Source organism: Rubripirellula reticaptiva (assembly GCF_007860175.1).
GTDB classification, from domain to species: Bacteria; Planctomycetota; Planctomycetia; order Pirellulales; family Pirellulaceae; genus Rubripirellula; species Rubripirellula reticaptiva.
Genome location: NZ_SJPX01000003.1, coordinates 1,057,328 through 1,075,479 on the forward strand (window position 1 = coordinate 1,057,328; position 18,152 = coordinate 1,075,479).

17 protein-coding genes and 1 tRNA gene are annotated in these 18,152 nt (G+C 53.6%); 9 read left to right on the plus strand and 9 right to left on the minus strand.

Features of this window, described 5'->3' with window-relative positions:
* Positions 1–288 precede the first annotated feature (288 nt).
* On the plus strand, positions 289–930 hold the full coding sequence (locus tag Poly59_RS16575; protein WP_146535173.1) for a hypothetical protein: 642 nt from the start codon (positions 289–291) through the stop codon (positions 928–930).
* 143 nt (positions 931–1,073) lie between these two features.
* Here Poly59_RS16575 and Poly59_RS16580 read toward each other — a convergent pair whose 3' ends face one another.
* Entirely contained in the window at positions 1,074–2,477 is a 1,404-nt protein-coding gene (locus tag Poly59_RS16580) for an aldehyde dehydrogenase family protein (RefSeq protein WP_246151705.1), read from the minus strand.
* Between the two features lie 67 nt (positions 2,478–2,544).
* Here Poly59_RS16580 and Poly59_RS16585 point away from each other — a divergent pair, with 67 nt between their 5' ends.
* The 6 genes from Poly59_RS16585 to Poly59_RS16610 all read left to right on the plus strand — a co-directional run bounded on the left by Poly59_RS16585 (position 2,545) and on the right by Poly59_RS16610 (position 7,646).
* Positions 2,545–3,159 (plus strand): nitroreductase family protein, encoded by a 615-nt coding sequence (locus Poly59_RS16585; RefSeq protein ID WP_146535174.1) that lies wholly within the window; start codon positions 2,545–2,547, stop codon positions 3,157–3,159.
* A 283-nt stretch (positions 3,160–3,442) separates the two neighbouring features.
* The gene (locus tag Poly59_RS16590) at positions 3,443–4,750 is read left to right on the plus strand and encodes a PP2C family protein-serine/threonine phosphatase (RefSeq protein WP_246151706.1); all 1,308 of its coding nucleotides are present in this window, start codon (positions 3,443–3,445) and stop codon (positions 4,748–4,750) included.
* A gap of 353 nt (positions 4,751–5,103) precedes the next feature.
* Entirely contained in the window at positions 5,104–5,568 is a 465-nt protein-coding gene (locus Poly59_RS16595) for a hypothetical protein (protein WP_246151707.1), read from the plus strand.
* A gap of 54 nt (positions 5,569–5,622) precedes the next feature.
* Positions 5,623–6,060, plus strand: coding sequence for a TadE/TadG family type IV pilus assembly protein (locus Poly59_RS16600; protein WP_146535175.1), 438 nt, complete (start codon positions 5,623–5,625; stop codon positions 6,058–6,060).
* Positions 6,061–6,069: 9 nt separating this feature from the next.
* Positions 6,070–7,176, plus strand: a complete 1,107-nt coding sequence (locus Poly59_RS16605) for a vWA domain-containing protein (RefSeq protein WP_246151708.1) — start codon at positions 6,070–6,072, stop codon at positions 7,174–7,176.
* Between the two features lie 65 nt (positions 7,177–7,241).
* Positions 7,242–7,646 carry a TadE/TadG family type IV pilus assembly protein gene (locus Poly59_RS16610; protein ID WP_146535176.1) on the plus strand — a complete coding sequence of 135 codons (405 nt, stop codon included), beginning with the start codon at positions 7,242–7,244 and terminating at the stop codon, positions 7,644–7,646.
* Between the two features lie 63 nt (positions 7,647–7,709).
* Here the strand turns inward: Poly59_RS16610 and Poly59_RS16615 are convergent, their stop codons facing one another.
* Positions 7,710–8,171, minus strand: a complete 462-nt coding sequence (locus Poly59_RS16615; protein WP_146535177.1) for a DUF2203 domain-containing protein — start codon at positions 8,169–8,171, stop codon at positions 7,710–7,712.
* 494 nt (positions 8,172–8,665) lie between these two features.
* Here Poly59_RS16615 and csrA point away from each other — a divergent pair, with 494 nt between their 5' ends.
* Positions 8,666–8,902 (plus strand): carbon storage regulator CsrA, encoded by a 237-nt coding sequence (gene csrA / locus Poly59_RS16620; protein ID WP_146535178.1) that lies wholly within the window; start codon positions 8,666–8,668, stop codon positions 8,900–8,902.
* 150 nt (positions 8,903–9,052) lie between these two features.
* Positions 9,053–9,125: transfer RNA gene (locus Poly59_RS16625), tRNA-Glu, on the plus strand.
* Positions 9,126–9,524: 399 nt separating this feature from the next.
* Here the strand turns inward: Poly59_RS16625 and Poly59_RS16630 are convergent.
* The 7 genes from Poly59_RS16630 to Poly59_RS16660 form a co-directional block, all read right to left on the minus strand.
* Positions 9,525–9,971, minus strand: coding sequence for a chemotaxis protein CheX (locus Poly59_RS16630; protein ID WP_146535179.1), 447 nt, complete (start codon positions 9,969–9,971; stop codon positions 9,525–9,527).
* Between the two features lie 52 nt (positions 9,972–10,023).
* Positions 10,024–10,854 (minus strand): CheR family methyltransferase, encoded by an 831-nt coding sequence (locus Poly59_RS16635; RefSeq protein WP_146535180.1) that lies wholly within the window; start codon positions 10,852–10,854, stop codon positions 10,024–10,026.
* A complete protein-coding gene (locus tag Poly59_RS16640) occupies positions 10,845–11,936 on the minus strand; it encodes a protein-glutamate methylesterase/protein-glutamine glutaminase (RefSeq protein WP_146535181.1) in 1,092 nt (363 codons plus the stop codon). The genes Poly59_RS16635 and Poly59_RS16640 overlap by 10 nt, the downstream gene beginning before the upstream one ends.
* Before the next feature lie 4 nt (positions 11,937–11,940).
* Positions 11,941–12,309: a response regulator gene (locus tag Poly59_RS16645; RefSeq protein WP_146535182.1), complete on the minus strand. Its 369-nt coding sequence runs from the start codon at positions 12,307–12,309 to the stop codon at positions 11,941–11,943.
* A gap of 170 nt (positions 12,310–12,479) precedes the next feature.
* On the minus strand, positions 12,480–15,209 hold the full coding sequence (locus Poly59_RS30230) for a methyl-accepting chemotaxis protein (protein ID WP_246151710.1): 2,730 nt from the start codon (positions 15,207–15,209) through the stop codon (positions 12,480–12,482).
* A 69-nt stretch (positions 15,210–15,278) separates the two neighbouring features.
* The gene (locus Poly59_RS16655) at positions 15,279–15,707 is read right to left on the minus strand and encodes a chemotaxis protein CheW (protein ID WP_146535183.1); all 429 of its coding nucleotides are present in this window, start codon (positions 15,705–15,707) and stop codon (positions 15,279–15,281) included.
* Between the two features lie 66 nt (positions 15,708–15,773).
* Positions 15,774–18,029: a chemotaxis protein CheW gene (locus Poly59_RS16660; protein WP_146535184.1), complete on the minus strand. Its 2,256-nt coding sequence runs from the start codon at positions 18,027–18,029 to the stop codon at positions 15,774–15,776.
* Between the last annotated feature and the right edge of the window lie 123 nt (positions 18,030–18,152).

The following is an 18,152-nucleotide window of genomic DNA, read 5'->3' on the forward strand; positions in this document are numbered from 1 at the left end:
GCTGCTGGCTACAAAACTGCTCTCGCTATCGCAGGGGGATGAAACGAATGGTCAAAGCGCACTCACAACGATGACACTAGACTCGATGGCAAATCGAAGTGATGACACTGTTCCTTTTTGCTGTTTCGCGTCTCGATCGTGAAACCGGCGTGTTTTGCCGTGTTTTGCGATGGATTCTGAGATTGTGAAACCCGTTGGCACGTTGGATGCAATTCGTTCCCTGTCAATGTCCGAGTCAGTTCGGATGTTTGGCTTCCCCCGCACTGGAACAATCTCAGGATCCTAATCATGACACTTCTTAAATCCACCATCGCATCGCTCGCACTGATTTTCGCTTCCGCTACTGGATCAGCGCAGGCAAACACCTACCACCATATCGACCAGTTGGCGCTGAAGATCGAACGCGAGTCAAAGCAACTTGTCTACGAGACTCGGCTTTACGTTCACACACCCGAGTACGGTCACTTGGTTTCGGATTCGCGAGAAATGGCGACGTTGGCTCACCACCTGCATGATGTCGCCCACAGTGAAGGCGAGTCGTTTCACTTGGAATCCGATTTGGCTCAGTTGGATGCAAAATTCCATCACTTAGAATCGCTGGTCGATGCGATTGAACACCGTGCAGCCTACGGCGACGGTCACATTCACGGTGGCACCTCGCATGTGAAACGATTGCTCAATTCGATCGAGGACAGTATCCATCACTTGCAAGACGATCTGCGTTCGCTTCGTACGGCAAGCCACCGCGCCCCGGTCGTTGTTCGTCGCCCCGTCTACGCACCGTCGTACTACCGACAATCGCCGCACGCTGTCCCGGCACCGGTTGTTGTGCCAAGTCATCGTGGTCATTCGGATCACGGCCATAGTCCGGGTCGACGCACGACGCGAACGATTAGCCTTGGAAACGGACGCTTCTCGTTCAGTTTCTAAACGGTTGCCCGCTCGAGTGTTCAACAGGACTATGACAGAAAACCTCGCCGACGGTTTATCGCTTGCACGAGCGGTTAGCCGTCGGTTTTGTTTTCAGCGCTTAACCGTGAACGCTCAATACATTCGAGACTTGCATCGATCGTTCACTTGCCCAACACACGTCTGATTGCCTTCCATCGCACGTTCATTGATCCATGCAGTAGGGCAACCAGGGCGGATAGTATTTGAATGTCCTTGTCGGTCCGGGGCCGCAAGTGTGGCATCCATTTGCCGTGTCGCACTGCCGTGACTTTTGCAGTCGTCATCGCCAGCAAGCCTTCCTCGCCACGGGTCACTCCGAATCCGCTGCTGCCTCGGCCACCAAACGGTACTCTCGGGTCCGCGGTTGGCACGATCACATCGTTGATGGAGACCGATCCAACCGAAAGCCGACTTGCGATCGCGACTGCCCCCTTCCGGTTGCCGAAAACAGACGCTGCCAAACGGTACGGACAATCGTTGACGATCCGAACCGCGTCATCAATTTTTTCAACACGCATGATTGACGTCACGGGGGCGAACAGGTCGGCCGAAGCGACGGGATGGTGAGGTTCAACGCTGTCTAAGATCGCGGGAGCCATCTTGCCGGTTTGGCGCAGGAACGTCGCGTCAAATTTATTTGTGACGTCAACACACCCGGACGCGATCGACCGTTCGATGATGTCAGCAACCGTCGATCGCGCGGATGAATGAACGATTACGTCGCGCCGGGATACTTGTCGTTTGACGAGAGCCGATTTCAGCTGATCAGCAGTCGTTGATTCGGCGATCAGCCGACGTGGTGCGATGCAGGTGGCGCCCGAGTTGAAATTGAGTGCAAAGTCGATCGCGTCGGCGGCTCGTTCGATGTCGGCGTCAGGCATGACGATCACAGCGTCACAGCCGCTAAGTTCCATGATCGTGGGCGTTAGCGTTTCAGCGGCTTGTCGCATGACGGCACGCCCCGTCGATGCCGCACCCGTCAGCACGATCAAGTCGACACCGGCATCGATCACTCGGATCGCTGCATCGGCCGACGAATCAATCTGTATCAGTTCAGTCGTGGGAACCCCGCCGGCATGAAACGCTTGGATCATCCGTTCGGTCGCCGCTTCGCAGCCGATCGCCGGTTTTACGATGACTCGATTGCCAGCGGCAAGTCCTTGAGCCATCTGAACACCCGTTAGCAGCAACGGATAGTTCCACGCTCCGAGAATCAGAACTTTGCCGTGCGGCTGACGGCTGACCGTGCTGTGAACACCCGCTAACCAAACAGGCCGCCCAGCGATGCCGCATTTTCTTGGCGCCAGTACTTTTGTTCCTCGGCGGCCAATCCACCTCAGCGCTGATGCCAAGGGTAATAATTCCGACGTGATCGTTTCGACAGGATCACGCCGCTGGTCGGACGTACACAGCCGAATCAATTCCTCTGTCGCATCCGCCATCACAGTCGCCACCCCTGCTACGATTTGGCAACGCTCTTTGATTGACAATGATGACCAACAACGTGTTTCGTCGGGATCTGCCACGAAATTCAGTCTCCTTTTTATTGAGCGAACGTCCTCGAAACTTTCCAACCTTCGCGAGCTTGTATCGATGTCCATCAACCCGACTGAATTTCCAGTCATTGAATCCATCCAAAAACGCTGGAGCCCGTATCGCTTCGACGCCAGTCCGATCGACGATTCTAAAATTCTGTGTTGCCTGGAAGCAGCCCGGTGGGCGGCCAGCAGTTTTAACGATCAACCTTGGTCGTGGATCTTGGCGAAGCGTCAAGATACCGAAGCATTCAAGAAAATGGTCGGCTGCTTGTTGGAAGCCAATCAAGGCTGGGCCGCAAAGGCCAGCGTGATCATGGTTTCAGTGATTCGGACGACGTTCCAGTACAACGGTAAACCGAACCGCGTCGCCTTGCACGACCTCGGGCAAGCGTCGGCACATCTTGCTCTGCAAGCAACTGAATTGGGGCTTCAAGTTCACCAGATGGCAGGGTTGAATCTAAGTGCAACACGCTTGGCGTACAATATTCCCGAAGGCTACCAGCCGGAAACCGCGATCGCGATCGGCAATCCCGATACCAGTGAACCGGCAAGCGAAGCTGAAGTCGAGTTGCAAAAACGCGAGCTCGGGCCGCGGAAACGTCGATCGCTTGCCGAGCAAGTGTTTGAAGGAACCTGGTCGGTAAAAGCCAGTTTTGTGCCGCCATCCTAGGAGCTACGATCGGCGAGTTTTGAGCGTCTGGGGCTTTCACCAAAATGTTTCTTGGCGAGTCCGCCAGCATCCCTGCTCTCAGGTCGTTAAACTGTTTTTTCGTTAAACTGTGCGGATCAAACGCGTTTTGCTAAGCTGGAAGTCAGAAAGAACGTGATGAAGGTTGCTGCGGGATTCACCAACTGAGCCCGCGTTCGTATTCGAGTGCATGTTTGTTTAAATGGTTGATCGTTTGAATCGTCGGCGAACCCGCGTCCATTCCCTTTGTTTGAGTCAATAGCCGGTGTCGGAGCGATGGAACCCAGGAATCGTGTTCGCTCACCTGACGGATGTCGGGATGCGCCGCGCCAACAACCAGGACTCGCTCGCATGCTTGCCCGCAAAGTCCCCTGAACGGTTCCGCGATCGTGGACATTTGTTCGTGGTCGCAGACGGTATGGGCGCTCACGCGGCTGGCGAACTGGCTAGTCAGATGGCGACCGAACGAATTGCAATGCAGTTTTTTCGTTCGCATTCACGCACAACGGCCGATGCCCTGCGATCAGCGGTCTCCGATGCAAACGACGAAATTCACCAACGGGGGCAAAGCAATCCCGAATTTCATAACATGGGTACAACCGCCAGTGCGCTGGTGATTGCACCAACCGGCGCGTGGGTCGGGCACGTGGGAGATTCGCGTGTCTACCGGCTGCGTAATGGGTTGTTAGAACAATTGACGTTCGACCACTCGCTGGTCTGGGAAATGGAAGCGACGGGCCAAAGCTGCCAGGGCATCCCTTCCAATGTCATTACTCGTTCGCTTGGCCCCAACGCAGTTGTCAACGTTGATCTTGAAGGTCCGTTTCCGGTTGAGGTCGGCGACCAATTCCTGCTGTGCAGTGACGGATTGACTGGCTTAGTCGAAGACAACGAGATTGGCGTGTTGTTGGATTGTTTGCCCGCAGAAAAAGCGGTTCGTGTCTTAGTTGATTTGGCAAACCTTCGCGGTGGTTCCGACAACACGTCGGTGATCGTGGTTCGAGTAACCGAACCAATCGAAGGCAGTGACGTGCCACGAAAGCCAAGTCGCGGTCGAGAGGAACCTGGCGTCTCGCGCGCGATTCTGGGAACGGTAGTGATCTGTATCCTCGGCGCGATCCTGCTAGCCGTCATGGCGATCGTTGATCCCTACGATGCCAACACTCCGGGCGATCGAAATTGGATCGGACCGATGGTGGTTGCAATCATCTTAGGCACCATCACTTCTGTCATCGCGTTGGTGCAGTGGATGCAAGTCGTCAAGAATCGTTCGCCAGCCGTCGTGGCGTCCGGTGCAAAAGGACCCTATCGTCGATATGACGCCAAGCCAACCAACAAACTGTATGAACGACTTGGCGAAACGGTCCAGTCGCTGCGCGATGCGGCTAACCTGAACAACTGGATGATGGATTGGCAAAAAGTCGATGCGCATCAGACGCAAGGACGCCAAGCCCTAGAACACAAGGACGTCAAGGATGCGATCCGAGCTCAGTCCGAAGCGATCATTGAAACGATGAATCAGCTGCGCGAGCAAAACAATCGTGCAGCCGACGAAACCGCGATCGACTATTAGTTTGCGGCAATCGGCTGTTTCGATTTCGAAGTACGGGTTCGGGGCCAGCTCGGCCCTGTGGTTATCGCGATCGTTGCACCCGTTTTTCTTTGATCATTCATGGTTTGCTCTCGCAAGCCTTCTCGATCTTGGTGCGATCATGCCGCTTCTGCGGTCTTTGACGGGTGCGGTGTATCGGCAACATCCGTTCTAAATCGATTTGGTGACGATAAGCCATCCAAATTTTGCCAATCGGGCGGCAATTTCTTTTTCCTAATCCGCATGATTGTTCGTTGTGTTGTAGGTTTCCAACGTCGGCAAGGTGCCCGCGGTACAGATTCCAACGTTTACTAGAACAATCGAGCGATATTCGGATGAGCCAAACGACCATCAAACGACGCAAGGCCCTGGTCGACCCCGAAGTCCAAGGTGGCGTCCTGAAAAAAATTGCGATTCACTGGGTCGTATTCTTTATCTGCAACGCGATGGCACTGACGATCTGGATTCGCTTGTTCGAACAACCCGATGTGCCTTGGGGTGCGACTTTTGGTGATACCGTCAAACGGTTCCTGCCGTTCTTTGTCATTACGTTGGCGTTGATTCCAGCTTTCGTTTGGGACACGCTGAAAATGACAAACCGGTTTGCCGGACCAATCTTGCGATTGCGTGCTGCGCTTTCCGACGCCAGCCAAGGCCGTGCTGTCGCGCCGCTGCACTTCCGCAACAACGACTTCTGGGGCGAGATCGCCACCAACTTCAATTCGTTGATGGAACGCAATGAATCGTTAGACAAGGCGGCGCCTGCCGTTGAACTGGACTTTGACGAACCGGCCTCCTAGTTCGGCACTGACGTCCTCAGGTTTGTTTTTTGCCCTCGGCTTCAAGTTCTAATCATGCATCGTCTATCCAAATCCGTTACCGCAAGAACCCGCCGCCATCGATCGGCTGGTCAAAGTCGACGTGGTGTCGCAGCGGTAGAGTTTGCCGTTTGCCTGCCCGTGTTAGTGCTGCTGGTTTTCGGTTCGATCGAAGCGTCCAGCTTCATCTTCCTGAAACAGTCACTGAACGTCGCGGCGTACGAAGCGATTCGCGAGTCCGCACGTGTCAGCAGCGACAATGTCCAAGGAACTGACCGAGCCATCAATATTCTGCAGGCTCGCAACGTCAATGACTTCACCATCGGCTATCCCAATGGTGATTCGGCCGCAGCGAATCGCGGCGACGAGATTGTGGTCGAGGTCAGCGCACCGACCGCGACCAACAGTCCGTTGGCTGGACAATTTGTCACCAACCGTATTCTGACCGCGCGCGTCGTGATGGTGAAAGAGTAGGCAAACCTGATGAGAATCCTAGACTTGAAAGCTCGTACCATTTTCACTGCAAACCAAAGCCATCCATTGCCGTCGCCTTCCATTGTCCGTCATCAATTGGCGAAACGGAAAGCATCGAATCGCCGTGGTGCGATGTTGATTTTGATCGTTGTGATGATGATCGGATTCATGGTCGCCGTTGCCTTTTCGGTCGACATCGCTCACATGCACCTGGCGCGAACGGAACTCCGTACCGCGACTGATGCTGCGTCCAAGGCTGCGTCGGCAAGTCTGGCGGAAACTTTGGACCAAAACCTGGCCATTGCCGAGGGCCAACGAATTGCCGCAGCAAACACAGTCAACGGCGAGCCATTGTTACTGGACGCAAGTGACTTTCGTTTCGGACGAAGCGTCGAACAGGTGTCCGGAAAGTTTCAGTTCAACCAAGGCGGAACGCCACAGAACAGCGTCGCCGTTAATGGTCGACGCACGTTTGGTTCACCATCGGGACCGATTCCGTTGTTTTTTGGAAACGTCTTCGGTGTCAACTTCTTTGAACCGGTCAGTACCGCAACCGCGACCTACATCGAACGGGATATTGTCTTGGTGGTTGATCGCAGCGGCTCGATGCGAGGGTCAAAGTTCAACGATCTGATCCGTGCGATTGACACGTTTGTTACGACGCTTGACGGCACCCCCGTGGATGAAGCCGTAGGGATGGCTTCTTACAGCACGTTCGCAACCGAGGACATTCCGCTAACCGAAGACTTGACGCAGATCACTGCGGGGATCCGAGCGATGTCGGTCGGTGGCAACACCAGTATTTCTCGCGGGCTGCAAGCCGGTGCGAATATCATGGCCGGCAGCGTTGGAACTCAGTTTGTCGATCAGACCTACATCTTGATGACCGACGGCCGGCACAACACAGGCGCGGAACCATCAACAGTCGCCGTTAACCTGGCTGCCCCTAACGTGACAATTCACACGATCACATTCGGCGCAGGTGCTGATCAAGTTCGGATGCGGGACGTCGCATCGATCGGTGGCGGTCGTCACTTCCACGCGGACACTGGACTTGAATTGGAAGCCGTCTATCGCGAGATCGCTTTGACCCTCAGTTCGATCATGACAGAGTAGTTGCGGATCGATTCCAGAACTTTGCGAGAATCCATTTTATCGTCCATCCAAACCGGACACTCGAGATGAAACGTTCCCCTAAGCATCAAATACGTCGCGGTACCACGGCAGTCGAGTTCGCAATCGTCGCGCCCTTGTTGTTCTTATTCTTTTTTGCCGCAATGGAATTCGTCCGCGTGGCAATGATTCGCCACACAGCTGACAATGCTGTCTACGAAGGCTGTCGAGCTGGAATTGTCCCCGGCGCAACGGCAGGGGAAGTTCGCGATGAAACATTGCGGGTCATGAACAGCTTGGGCGTCAACAACGTCGGATTGACGGTCACACCCGCCACGATTGACCGAACGACGGACGAGGTCACCGTGCGGCTGGAAATTCCGCTCGACTCGAACAGCTTTGTGCCGAACAAATTCGTCGCTGGCCGTTCGATCATCCGCGAACTAACCCTGCGACGCGAAGGCAGCCGGTAAAGCGAACTAGCGTTCAAACGTAGGTATCGGCTCGACACACCCATACCAGACTCAACGATGTGACTAGCAGCCGACCGCGGCTGCATCCCACTTCTTCCGCTGATCCGCAGACTGGCCAAGTTCGTGCCAGTACTCGACCTTCTCATCGGCCGGATGCCAGCACAGTCGGATGGGCCGACGGTTCAGTTGAGCCGGAAAATCAACAAACCCGTCAAATGGCTGGTGAACTTCGACTCCGAGCCGCGCCAGTTCGTCGATGCAAGTTTGCAAGCGCTGGATGTCCCCGTCCAACATTCCCCGCATGTCTGACAATTCGTCGACGTAAGCCTGACGGTCCATGGTCGCAGAAAGCTGATCGATACCTTTCAGCTGGTCCTTTTGTGCCGAGATCGACTCGTTCAAACGAACCAAGTCATCGACGATCATTCGCACCAGCGGCAACGTTTGGGTTGCTCGCGTCGGCGTGTAATCCGAAAGTCCATTCTCGGCGGTGTTGCTAGTCTTGTTGTTGATTGCCCGGACCATGATAAATCCCCTCGGAGAAGCAGCTCGATATGGAAGGATTCCAGTCTTTACGACGCAGCGAACTTGGAAACGGTTCCGGCGGTCATGAAGATGATCGCGTCAAAGCCGCGACGAGGCAACCTCGGTGCCTCACGCGAATGATACCCACTGGTGCTCAAAAGACCACTTCGATAGCCCGCTGGTAGGAGTTCCGACCGTGAAACTGTCCTTTTGCAAGCATTAAAGTCCTGTTTTAGCGATTGTGTGCCAAAACGATGGAATGGGCAGCGAAATTTACAGCTTGTCAAGGTGGGATTCCTTGACGTGGCCATTTTTTGACCTAGAGTTGGGGGTGTCAGGAGCGGCGAATACCCACGGAAAGAATTCGCGTGGCACAACCGGCCTACGTAGCGGTGACGCAGGGATCAGTTTTGATTCAAGAGACCTGCACAGCATCGGGACTGTAGGCAAGCACGAAAATTTCAAATTGGGCCGGTTAAAATAAAGGACGAAACATGCTGGTTTTATCAAGAAAAAAGAACGAAAGTATCGTAATCAACAACGACATAAAAATCGTTGTTGTCGAGATCCGCGGCGACAAGGTTCGCCTTGGTGTCGAAGCGCCGCGCGAGGTGCCAGTTCACCGCCGCGAAGTTTACGATGCGATCCAGCGCAGCCTCGAAGCCGGCGAATTTACTGTCGAAGCAGGTGATGCAGCGACAGAAACTGGCGATACGCCCATCGAATCGTAGGGCGTTTTTCGCGATCAGAGCCCAACGGGAAAAGAAATTCCTCGGTGTCGTCTTGAATGCCTTGACGACCTCGGCTCACCTTCGCTACAACGGTGCCCATGAGGAACACGAAAGCGAATTCACTTCGCCGAGATGTTCGTCTAGCTAAACGGTCCCTTCGTCTAGCGGTCTAGGACACTGCCCTTTCACGGCGGCAACACGGGTTCGAGTCCCGTAGGGATCATTCATTAGCCCCGTAGATCACGCTTGATGTGTGCTTTGCGGGGTTTTTTCGTGCCATGATTTTCGATCGAAAGTTCGTTTTCAATTGGGGGAAGAGCGCAAGAAAAAAGTTCTAATCCCAGAGTCAGGTTTCGAACTTGCGGAACCCGGTCAGGTCCGTTTTTCGGACAAGCTGGTACATGGCCCAGCATATCGTGTTGCGGGGCTTCCGTTGAGAGTGATTTCGCAGCGGGGGAACCGGTGCTGACTGCCAAGTTCCCGAAAACACGCTGCTGACGTCAGGGAGAGAGGCCTCGTTTCGATCGGTTAGGCCCCAGTCTTCAAATAGCGCTGATTCGCCTCATGAAGTTTCAACGTATCGCGTTTCAACGTATCGCGCTTCAACCGGGGACGTCTTGGATCAAGAAACGCCTTTGCAGATCACGACGCGAAGTTGCTCGCCGTTGCATAGCATCGGGATCGAGTTTTCAATTTCGGTGCCGAAAATGCGAATGTCGAATTCCTTACCGGTCGTTACGGTCGGCAGCGACAACGCGGACGGTCCGGGCACGAGGCTCTTGATATTGCCGCCGATCATATTGGCGATCTCCGCCATCGTGTCTTGGCAATCGTTTTTGTCCAGTTGGTCGACTTCCATCGCAAACATTTTGCTGGCGACGAAGGATGCCAGTTTTCCGCTCGTCTGGACTAAGATTGCCCCGGTCCATTCGCCGGATATTTGAACGCATCCGGTGATAGGTGACTGGTTCGCTAGTTCGTCGGTGTCAGCAGCCAATTCAACATCGCATCCGACCATGGTCGTGAACACGTTTGTAGAGACGGCGAGGATTTCTTCGGTCGAGATCATAATCTTTGCTTTTTCAGATAGGTTTGATTCAGTTGCTTTTGGCTCGATGGAGCTAGATCGGCAGGTAGGTTGTTGCTTTGCCGATGATCTTTCGATCAAACTTGACGTTCAGGTTCATGGTGGATTCGGCACCACCTAGAAACAAAGCGCCGTCGCTCTGCATGACTCGGTGTACTTTGTCGAGAATTTGCTTTTTGGTATCAACGGAGAAGTAGATCAAGACATTGCGCAAGAAGACGATATCCATCTTTGGAAGCATGGAAGGCCAGGGCTCGATCAGGTTTAACGCTTTGAACTCGACCATTCTTCGAATCTCATCACTGATACGCCAATGCATTCCATCGCGTTGAAAATACTTCAAGAGCATCGGCATCGGCAAACCACGATTGATTTCGGTTTGGGTGTAGATGCCCGATTGAGCTTTCTGGAGAATCTGCTTTGACAAGTCGGTTGCAGTCAATCGAACACGCCAACCGGCAAGCTCGGGAAAGTGTTCTCGGATCAGCATCGCGATCGAGTACACCTCTTGGCCGCTTGAACAAGCATTGGACCAGACGTTCAGGACACGTTCTTTCGAACGGCGAGAAATTAAGCTTGGAATCACTTCTTCCCGAAGCGCGTTGAACGGGTGCAAATCGCGAAAGAAGCTAGATTCGTTTGTCGTCATCGCGTCGACGACTTCGTCGACAAGAGCGACCGCACCTGGCTTTTGCAAAGCCTGAACGAGTTCATCGAGAGACGCCATCCCGTGGGCACGCGCCACCGGCAATAGTCGAGACTCAACCAAGTAGTTCTTTCCAGGATCAATGACGATCGCGGACTTGCGGACAATGAGCTGCGAAATGTAATCGAAGCTCGGTGTCGTGGCTGTTTCTATTGACATGCCATCTGTCTCCCAATTGCGGTGCGGCCCAGTGCAGAGCGTCGTTGGATTTCTGCAGCGATTCGTTCGAGCGGTAGTGTCGCGTCTTCGATTCCGAGTCTTGAGACTGCGCCTGGCATGCCCCATACGACTGAAGTTGCTTGGTCTTGAATGATTACTTTGCCGCCCGCTTGGCAAACAGCTTCGGAACCTCGAGCTCCGTCCTGGCCCATTCCGGTCAAAACAACGGTCAAAAGGTTCGGTCCGTAGATTTCAGATGCGGATCGAAAGAGTACATCGACGGCAGGTCGGCACGAGTTCTCGGGGGTTTCCTGGTCGAGCTTCGTCTTGATCTCCGTGCCCACTCTTTGAATTCGCATGTGAAAATCACCGGGCGCGATCCAAACACCCCCGGGTTGAATCGTATCGCCAGGCGATGCTTCAAAAACCGACAGCGCTGATAGGTGATTCAGTCGGTCAGCAAGGTGTTTCGTAAACACAGGCGGCATGTGTTGAACGATCAAGACCGGGACCGGAAAGTCGGCCGATAATTGCGTCAACACAGTTTGCAATGCATTCGGTCCACCGGTCGAGCTGCCAATGGCAACTGCGTCGACGCGAGCCGGAAGGCCCACGGGACGACTCGGTGTTCTTCGGGGTAGCGATGGCGCGGTTGCAGCCGGTGCGGCCGCAACATGCGGGCAAAACGCCTTGATCCGTGGAACCAATTCGTCGCGAACTTGCTGCATCGCTGCGGTGACACTGCCGACATTCGCAGGCTTGGTCACGTAGTCGTTGGCCCCCTTGGCGAGCGCGTCCATTGTTGCCACGGCGCCACGCTGAGTCAGCGTGCTGAACATGATGACGGGAAGTTTCGGGTAGAGCTTCCGCAGCTCGACCAACGTGGTGATGCCGTCCATTTCGGGCATCTCCATATCCAGCGTCAAGATATCCGGGTTCAGTTGCGGAATCTTTGCTAAGGCGATCTTTCCATTTGCCGCGATTCCACAGACTTCGATCTGGGGATCCGCCGCAAGTGAATCGGAAAGGAGTCGCCGAATGACGGTTGAGTCATCGACGACGAGTACTCGAATTTTACGCACTTGACTAAGCTCCTACGCCGAGGATTTGCAGCTTCTCGGTGATGGTTGCTTCGTCGAATGGCTTCATCACGTACTCATTGGCCCCGGCGATGAATGCTTGCGCCATCCGTTCCATTTCGGTTTCGGTCGTGACCATCATGATCGCCACGTCGGAGTACTTGTCCTGTGCGCGGACAGCTTTGATCAAGTCGATCCCGTTCATGACAGGCATGTTCCAGTCGATCAGAAGCACATCGGGCGTCTCAATTTGCTCGAGTTTCTCCAAAGCATCAACGCCATGTTCCGCTTCGTGAACTTCGTATCCCAAGTTGCGCATCATGGTCCCGACGATTCGTCGGATTGCGCGGGAGTCGTCTACAACAAGAGCTCGCATGATGCGATTCCTACTTTTTAAAAGTACAGGTAAGCTGATTTGGTTGGTTTGGTTGCGCGGCGAATCCATCATTGGCGCGCCGTTGCGATTGAATCGGGTTGGTCGAATGCCAAGTGGCTCCCAAGCCGGTTGGTCCGAACCTGGGAGCACTGGATTTCATCGCGTCGGCACTAAACCGACTGGTACGAGCCGATCGGAGCGGTTGCCAAGACGGGGGAACCGATTGGATTGCTTTGCAAATTGCCGCTCGATCCGTTCCCGCTGCTCTTGAATCGAGATACTAAATCTTGCAATTCGGCAGCCATGCGGCTGAGTTCACCCGCAGCTTGCTGGCTATTCTCAGCACCTCGCGTGGTGCTTTCCGCTGCGGTCGCGACCGAGGTGATGTTCTGAGCAATTTCGCTGGCTCCGCGAGACGCTTCGGCGACGTTGCGTCCCATTTCGTTCGCGGTTGCAGTTTGCTCTTCAACGGCACTGGCAATGGTGCTGCTGATGTCGTTGATCTGGTTGATCACTTCACTGATCTCGCGGATTGCATCGACAGCTCCTTGAGTGTCGCCTTGGATCGCATCAATCTTTTTGCTGATGTCTTCGGTTGCCTTGGCGGTTTCCTTCGCCAGTTCCTTGACTTCGTTTGCAACCACCGCGAATCCCTTACCAGCTTCTCCGGCACGAGCCGCTTCGATCGTCGCGTTCAAAGCCAACAAGTTGGTTTGTTCGGCGATCGAAGTGATCACTTTGACAACCTTGCCAATTTCGACACTGCTTTCGCCGAGCTTGGCGATCGTGCAGTTCGTGTTGTCGGCAACCGAAACGGCTTGCAGCGACACGCGTGCCGCGTCGGTTGCGTTCTTGGCGATTTCGCGAATGGCGGCGTTCAATTCTTCAACCCCAGTCGAAACGGTTTGCACATTCATGCTGACCTGTTCCGACGCCGCCGAGACAACGTTGGCCTGCGATGAAGTCTCTTCGGCGTTGCCGCTCATCTGCATGCTGACGGCCGACAGTTCTTCCGATGCCCCCGCCAAAGCGGTCGCGTTTTCACCGATCGTGTTCATCGCATCGCGAAGTTCCGATGCCCTTTGACTTTCACGTTTGGCATTCTCGATCGTCTCGAATTCGGCCAGCTTAAGTTCGGTAACGTCGGTAACGATTTTGATAACCTTTTGGACACGTCCCATCTCGTCCTTGACTGGAGAATAAACGGACTGCAACCAAGCAGCACTGCCATCCTTACGTATCCGTCGAAAGGTGTCCGAAATGATTTTTCCATCCGCCAAGTTACGCCAAAAGTCAGAATAGTCACTCGAGCTTGCCTCGGCTGGCTCGACAAACATGCGGTGATGGTTACCGACAATTTCGCTCAAGTGATATCCCATCGCGTTGAGGAAGTTCGAGTTCGCGGTAATGATCGTTCCGTCTCTCTCAAACTCAATGTAGGCATATGCCTGATCGATCGCGTTCAAAACGCCAGCGGCGTTTTGCCGTTCAAGTTCAGCGTCAGTGATATCATATCGCACACCGATGTACTTTCGAGGCTTTCCATTGTCGCCCATAACCGGAGCGATGCATGCATCGACGTAATACGGTGTTCCGTCCTTGGCCAAGTTTTTGATCTTGCCACGGAAGATCTTTCCGCGACCAATGGTCGACCACAATTCCTTGAATACTTCCTTTGGCATGTCGGGATGGCGCGTCGTGTTGTGCGGCTTGCCAATCAACTCGCTTCGGCTGTACTTAGAGACTTCAATGAACTTTTCATTGATCGCAATGATGTCACCCTTCAAGTCCGATTCCGAAACGATGCTTGTTAGATTGATGATTTCCTCGCGAACCTTCAGTTCCTCGGCTCGCTCCATGATCTCGTGCTTTAAAGTGCTGTCATGCTTGATGGCCATCACTTTGTAAGGCTTGCCTGTTGCGTCCAGGACTGGGTTGAAGCATCCCGTGAACCAGATTTCCTCGCCTGTCTTGGTGATGCGTTTGCATTCACCGCATTGAAACGATCCCTTCCTCATGTGGTCCCACAATTCCTTCTCTGCATCCGCCGCCTGTCGGGTCGGCTCAATGAGCATGCTGTGGTTCTTCCCACGAAGATCGTCGATCGAGTAGCCCATAAGGTCAAGGAACTGATCATTGGCCGTTAAAATTTTTCCATCGAGATCGAACTCGATCAAGCAAACGGATCGGCTTACCGCCGCTAACGCATAGGCGTATTCGTTGTTCTTCTCTTCTTGCTTGGCAATTCCCTTCCGCAACCAAATCGTGAAACCCACAATTGACGAAAGTAGAAACACTCCGAGCGACTTCAATAAAAATGATCTTGATTGAGTGGTAGCAGTCGCCAAGTTCTGGTCGATCTCCTCAATCTCCTTGTTCCGGGAAACGGTCTCCTTGATCGCAGCGAAGTGATCACCAAAGTTCTGTTCCAAATCGTGAAGCAATAGCTTCGCTACTGCCTCGCTGTCTTGGCGTTTAGCAGCGGGGATCAGCTCTTTCTCAACGACATTAAAGAATTCACGGGCGGCGACTTGCGAACGATCCAGAAACTCTCGTTGAAGTTGCGGATCCTCGATTGTGTCCGTCCAATTCTTAAGCGAAGCATTGTATTCGCTTTTGAGACGCGAGAATTCAGACTCGATGAACGCAATTTCATCCGGCGACGTTGTGTCGCGAAGCTTCCGTGAAAGCCAAGACGCCTCGATAATGAAAGCTGGCGGTGGCAAGATGTCTGCCATCAAATTCTTGTCGGCCACGATCTTGTTGTAATGTGGCCCGTCGATCTTGACAGTGCTGAGCGTCGAGAAAGCGACAGCTCCGAAGATCAAGAATCCGGTTGCGAAAACTGCCGACAGCATTAGCAATTTTGCGTTCATTGAAAGGTTCTTAAATTTGGTCACTTTTATATACCCCTAGTTAGTTCAGTTTTTAGGTTTTGATTACCGCATGAGCGGTAGGTGAAGGAAGGATCACTCGCGAATGGCATCTTTGGTTTTCAGCACTAATAGCAGGCCGTCCTTGAGTTTGTAAGCTCCTTCGATCAGCTCACGTGTCAGTCCTTGAAGTGTGTCAGGTGCGGTCTCGAACTCGTCTTTCGACACTTCGATAACATCGCCGATGGCATCGACTAACAGGCTGACAGCACCGTCGTCGGATCTTACGACGACGTTCATTGGACGCTTGTCGTCATCCCGATCGGGATAACCGAGACGTTTACGCATATCGATCGCCGTTACGATCTGGCCACGCAGATTGATGAGCCCACTGACCGACGACGGTGCCAGTGGCACGTGTGTCATTTCTTGATAACGAATGACTTCTTGAACCATGTGCGCGTCCACACCAAAGATGTGGTTGCCCAAAAAGAATGTGCAGAGTTGTCGGGTAGGTGCGACCATGGAATTCATTGTCTGATAGGGTGGATGTGTTTTTCAGTTCGATTCGCGGGGCGTGTTTGACTTTGACTAACGACTAATGATGGCCGGTAAATCGATCAGGTCCGTAACTTGGCCTAGGATTACGGTCGACATGGCACGTCCGGAATTGCATGCTCTCTTATCGATCTCAATCGTCTGTTCGACGATGTCGATGATCCGATCGACAACGATTCCGATTGCTCGATCGTCGTCGTTGTAAACAATCACGTCGATGAATGGATCACTGTGGTCTCGCGAACTCGGAACACCCATCAGATCCCCAAGTCGAACGAGCGACAGAATCTCGCCGCGGTATTGAACGACTTCGCGGTTATCTGTGTGTTCGATCTTGGAGGTGTCGATCTTCTCTAACCGTGTGACTTGAGCCAATTCGATCGCGAATCGGTTTGACTTTCCGACTCCGGCCACCAGCAGAGTGTGTCGGTCTTTGTTGAGTGTTTGCGACTTTTCTTGGCTATCTTGTAAGTGTGTCCTACCCGCGTCGGTGATGACGTTTGCCGAATGAGCAACGCCCATCACATCAAGAATTAGCGCAACCTGGCCGTCACCCATGATGGTCGTGCCGGAATAGACGGGAACGTTTTTGAGTTGACTACTTAGCGGTTTGACGACGATTTCTTCGCTGTCGTTGATTCGATCGACGACCAACCCGAATTGACGGTCGTCGGCTCGCAAGACGACAATGTTCAATGCATCAAAATCGGTTTCGGTTTCAACCTTGAGCTGTTCACGCAAGTAAACCAGCGGCAACAAGCGTCCACGAAGTCGATAGACGGGAGCCGATTGGATCCATTCGATGCTGCTGGATACTTGGTCGCCATCAAGGCGGAGCAGTTCCAACAAGTTGACTTGCGGAATGGCGTAACGATCGTTGTCACAGGTCACAATGAGCGCGGGTATGATCGCCAGCGTTAAAGGGATCTTGATCTTGATCGTGGTGCCCTTACCTTGCTGGCTCTGCAGATCGACCGTTCCACCGATTTTTTCAATGTTGGTTTTGACAACATCCATGCCGACGCCACGACCAGAAACATTGCTGACTTTTTCGGCGGTTGAGAAGCCTGGCAAGAAGATCAAATTGCCCGCGTCGCGGTCGCTCATTTTCGCGAGCTGTTCTTGCGTCATCAAGCCTTTTTCGAGTGCCTTGGCTTTCACGCGTTCGGCGTTGATCCCGGCGCCGTCATCGCAGATTTCGATGTTGACTTGACCACCCTCGTGATAGGCACGCAGTGTCAAACATCCTTCGGCCTGTTTGCCGACTTGTGTACGAACTTCGGGACGCTCGATTCCGTGGTCGACGGTATTGCGAACCAAGTGAGTCAGGGGGTCCTTGATCGCTTCGATGATCGTTTTGTCGAGTTCCGTTTCCTTGCCTTGCATTTCGATGCGAACTTGCTTTTCGCAAATTCCGGCAAGGTCTCGAACTAGGCGAGGGAACTTGCTCCAGACGTTTCCGATCGGCTGCATGCGTGTCTTCATCACGCTTTCTTGCAATTCGCTAGTGATCAGATTGAGTCGCTGAGATGTGCGATGCAGTTCACTTTCGATATTGCCGCTCGCAAACTGTAGAATCTGGTTGCGGGCCAGTACCAGTTCGCCGACTCCGTTCATCAACTTGTCGAGCAAAGAAACATCGACACGAATGGTGCTCTCGGCCGCGCTGATGTCGCTATTGACGCTCGCTTTGGCTGGCTCTGGAGTCGCGTCTTGAGAGATAGATTGTGCCGCCATCGATTTGACGGTGGGCTGCACATTGTTCTCGGCGAGAGCGGCGTCCGTCCGCCGATCAGTTGTTTTGGGCTCTATCTTTGGGTTGCTTTTAGCTGGCGATTTTTTCTTCGCTGATTCGCTTGGCAATAGAATTTCGTGGAGCGTCATCAGGGACTCGGCGAGTGAGTCGCTGCCGCATTCGGTTTCGGTGCCATCAGTCTCGATCGCCGAAAGCAGTTCGCGAACCTTGTCGACAGTCGTTAGCAAGGCGTTGCCGATTTCAGATCCCATCGGTAGCGTTCCGCTACGCACGTCGCCGAGAAGGTTTTCAGCGACGTGGGACAAACGTTCGAGCTTGCTAAAGCCGAGGAATCCGGCTGTGCCTTTGATCGTATGGATGCTGCGGAAGACACCGTTGATCAACTGCTCCGATGCGGGCTCACTTTCGAGCGACAACAAGTCTCGCTCGAGTTGTTCGAGATTCTCATAGCTTTCGATGAAGAACTCGCGGAGCGCTTCATCGTCCAGGCCGTTCACCGATGACTTAGCAGAATCGGGAGCAGCTTCGTTCATGCCTTGAACGCATGTCGCTCCCGCAGCTTCTATTGCTGCGATCAGTGCTTCGGCTTCGGCGAGAGAGTTGTCAGCAGATTTTTCTGCCGCGGCGACTTTCTTCTTTGCTGGCGTGCGCTTCTT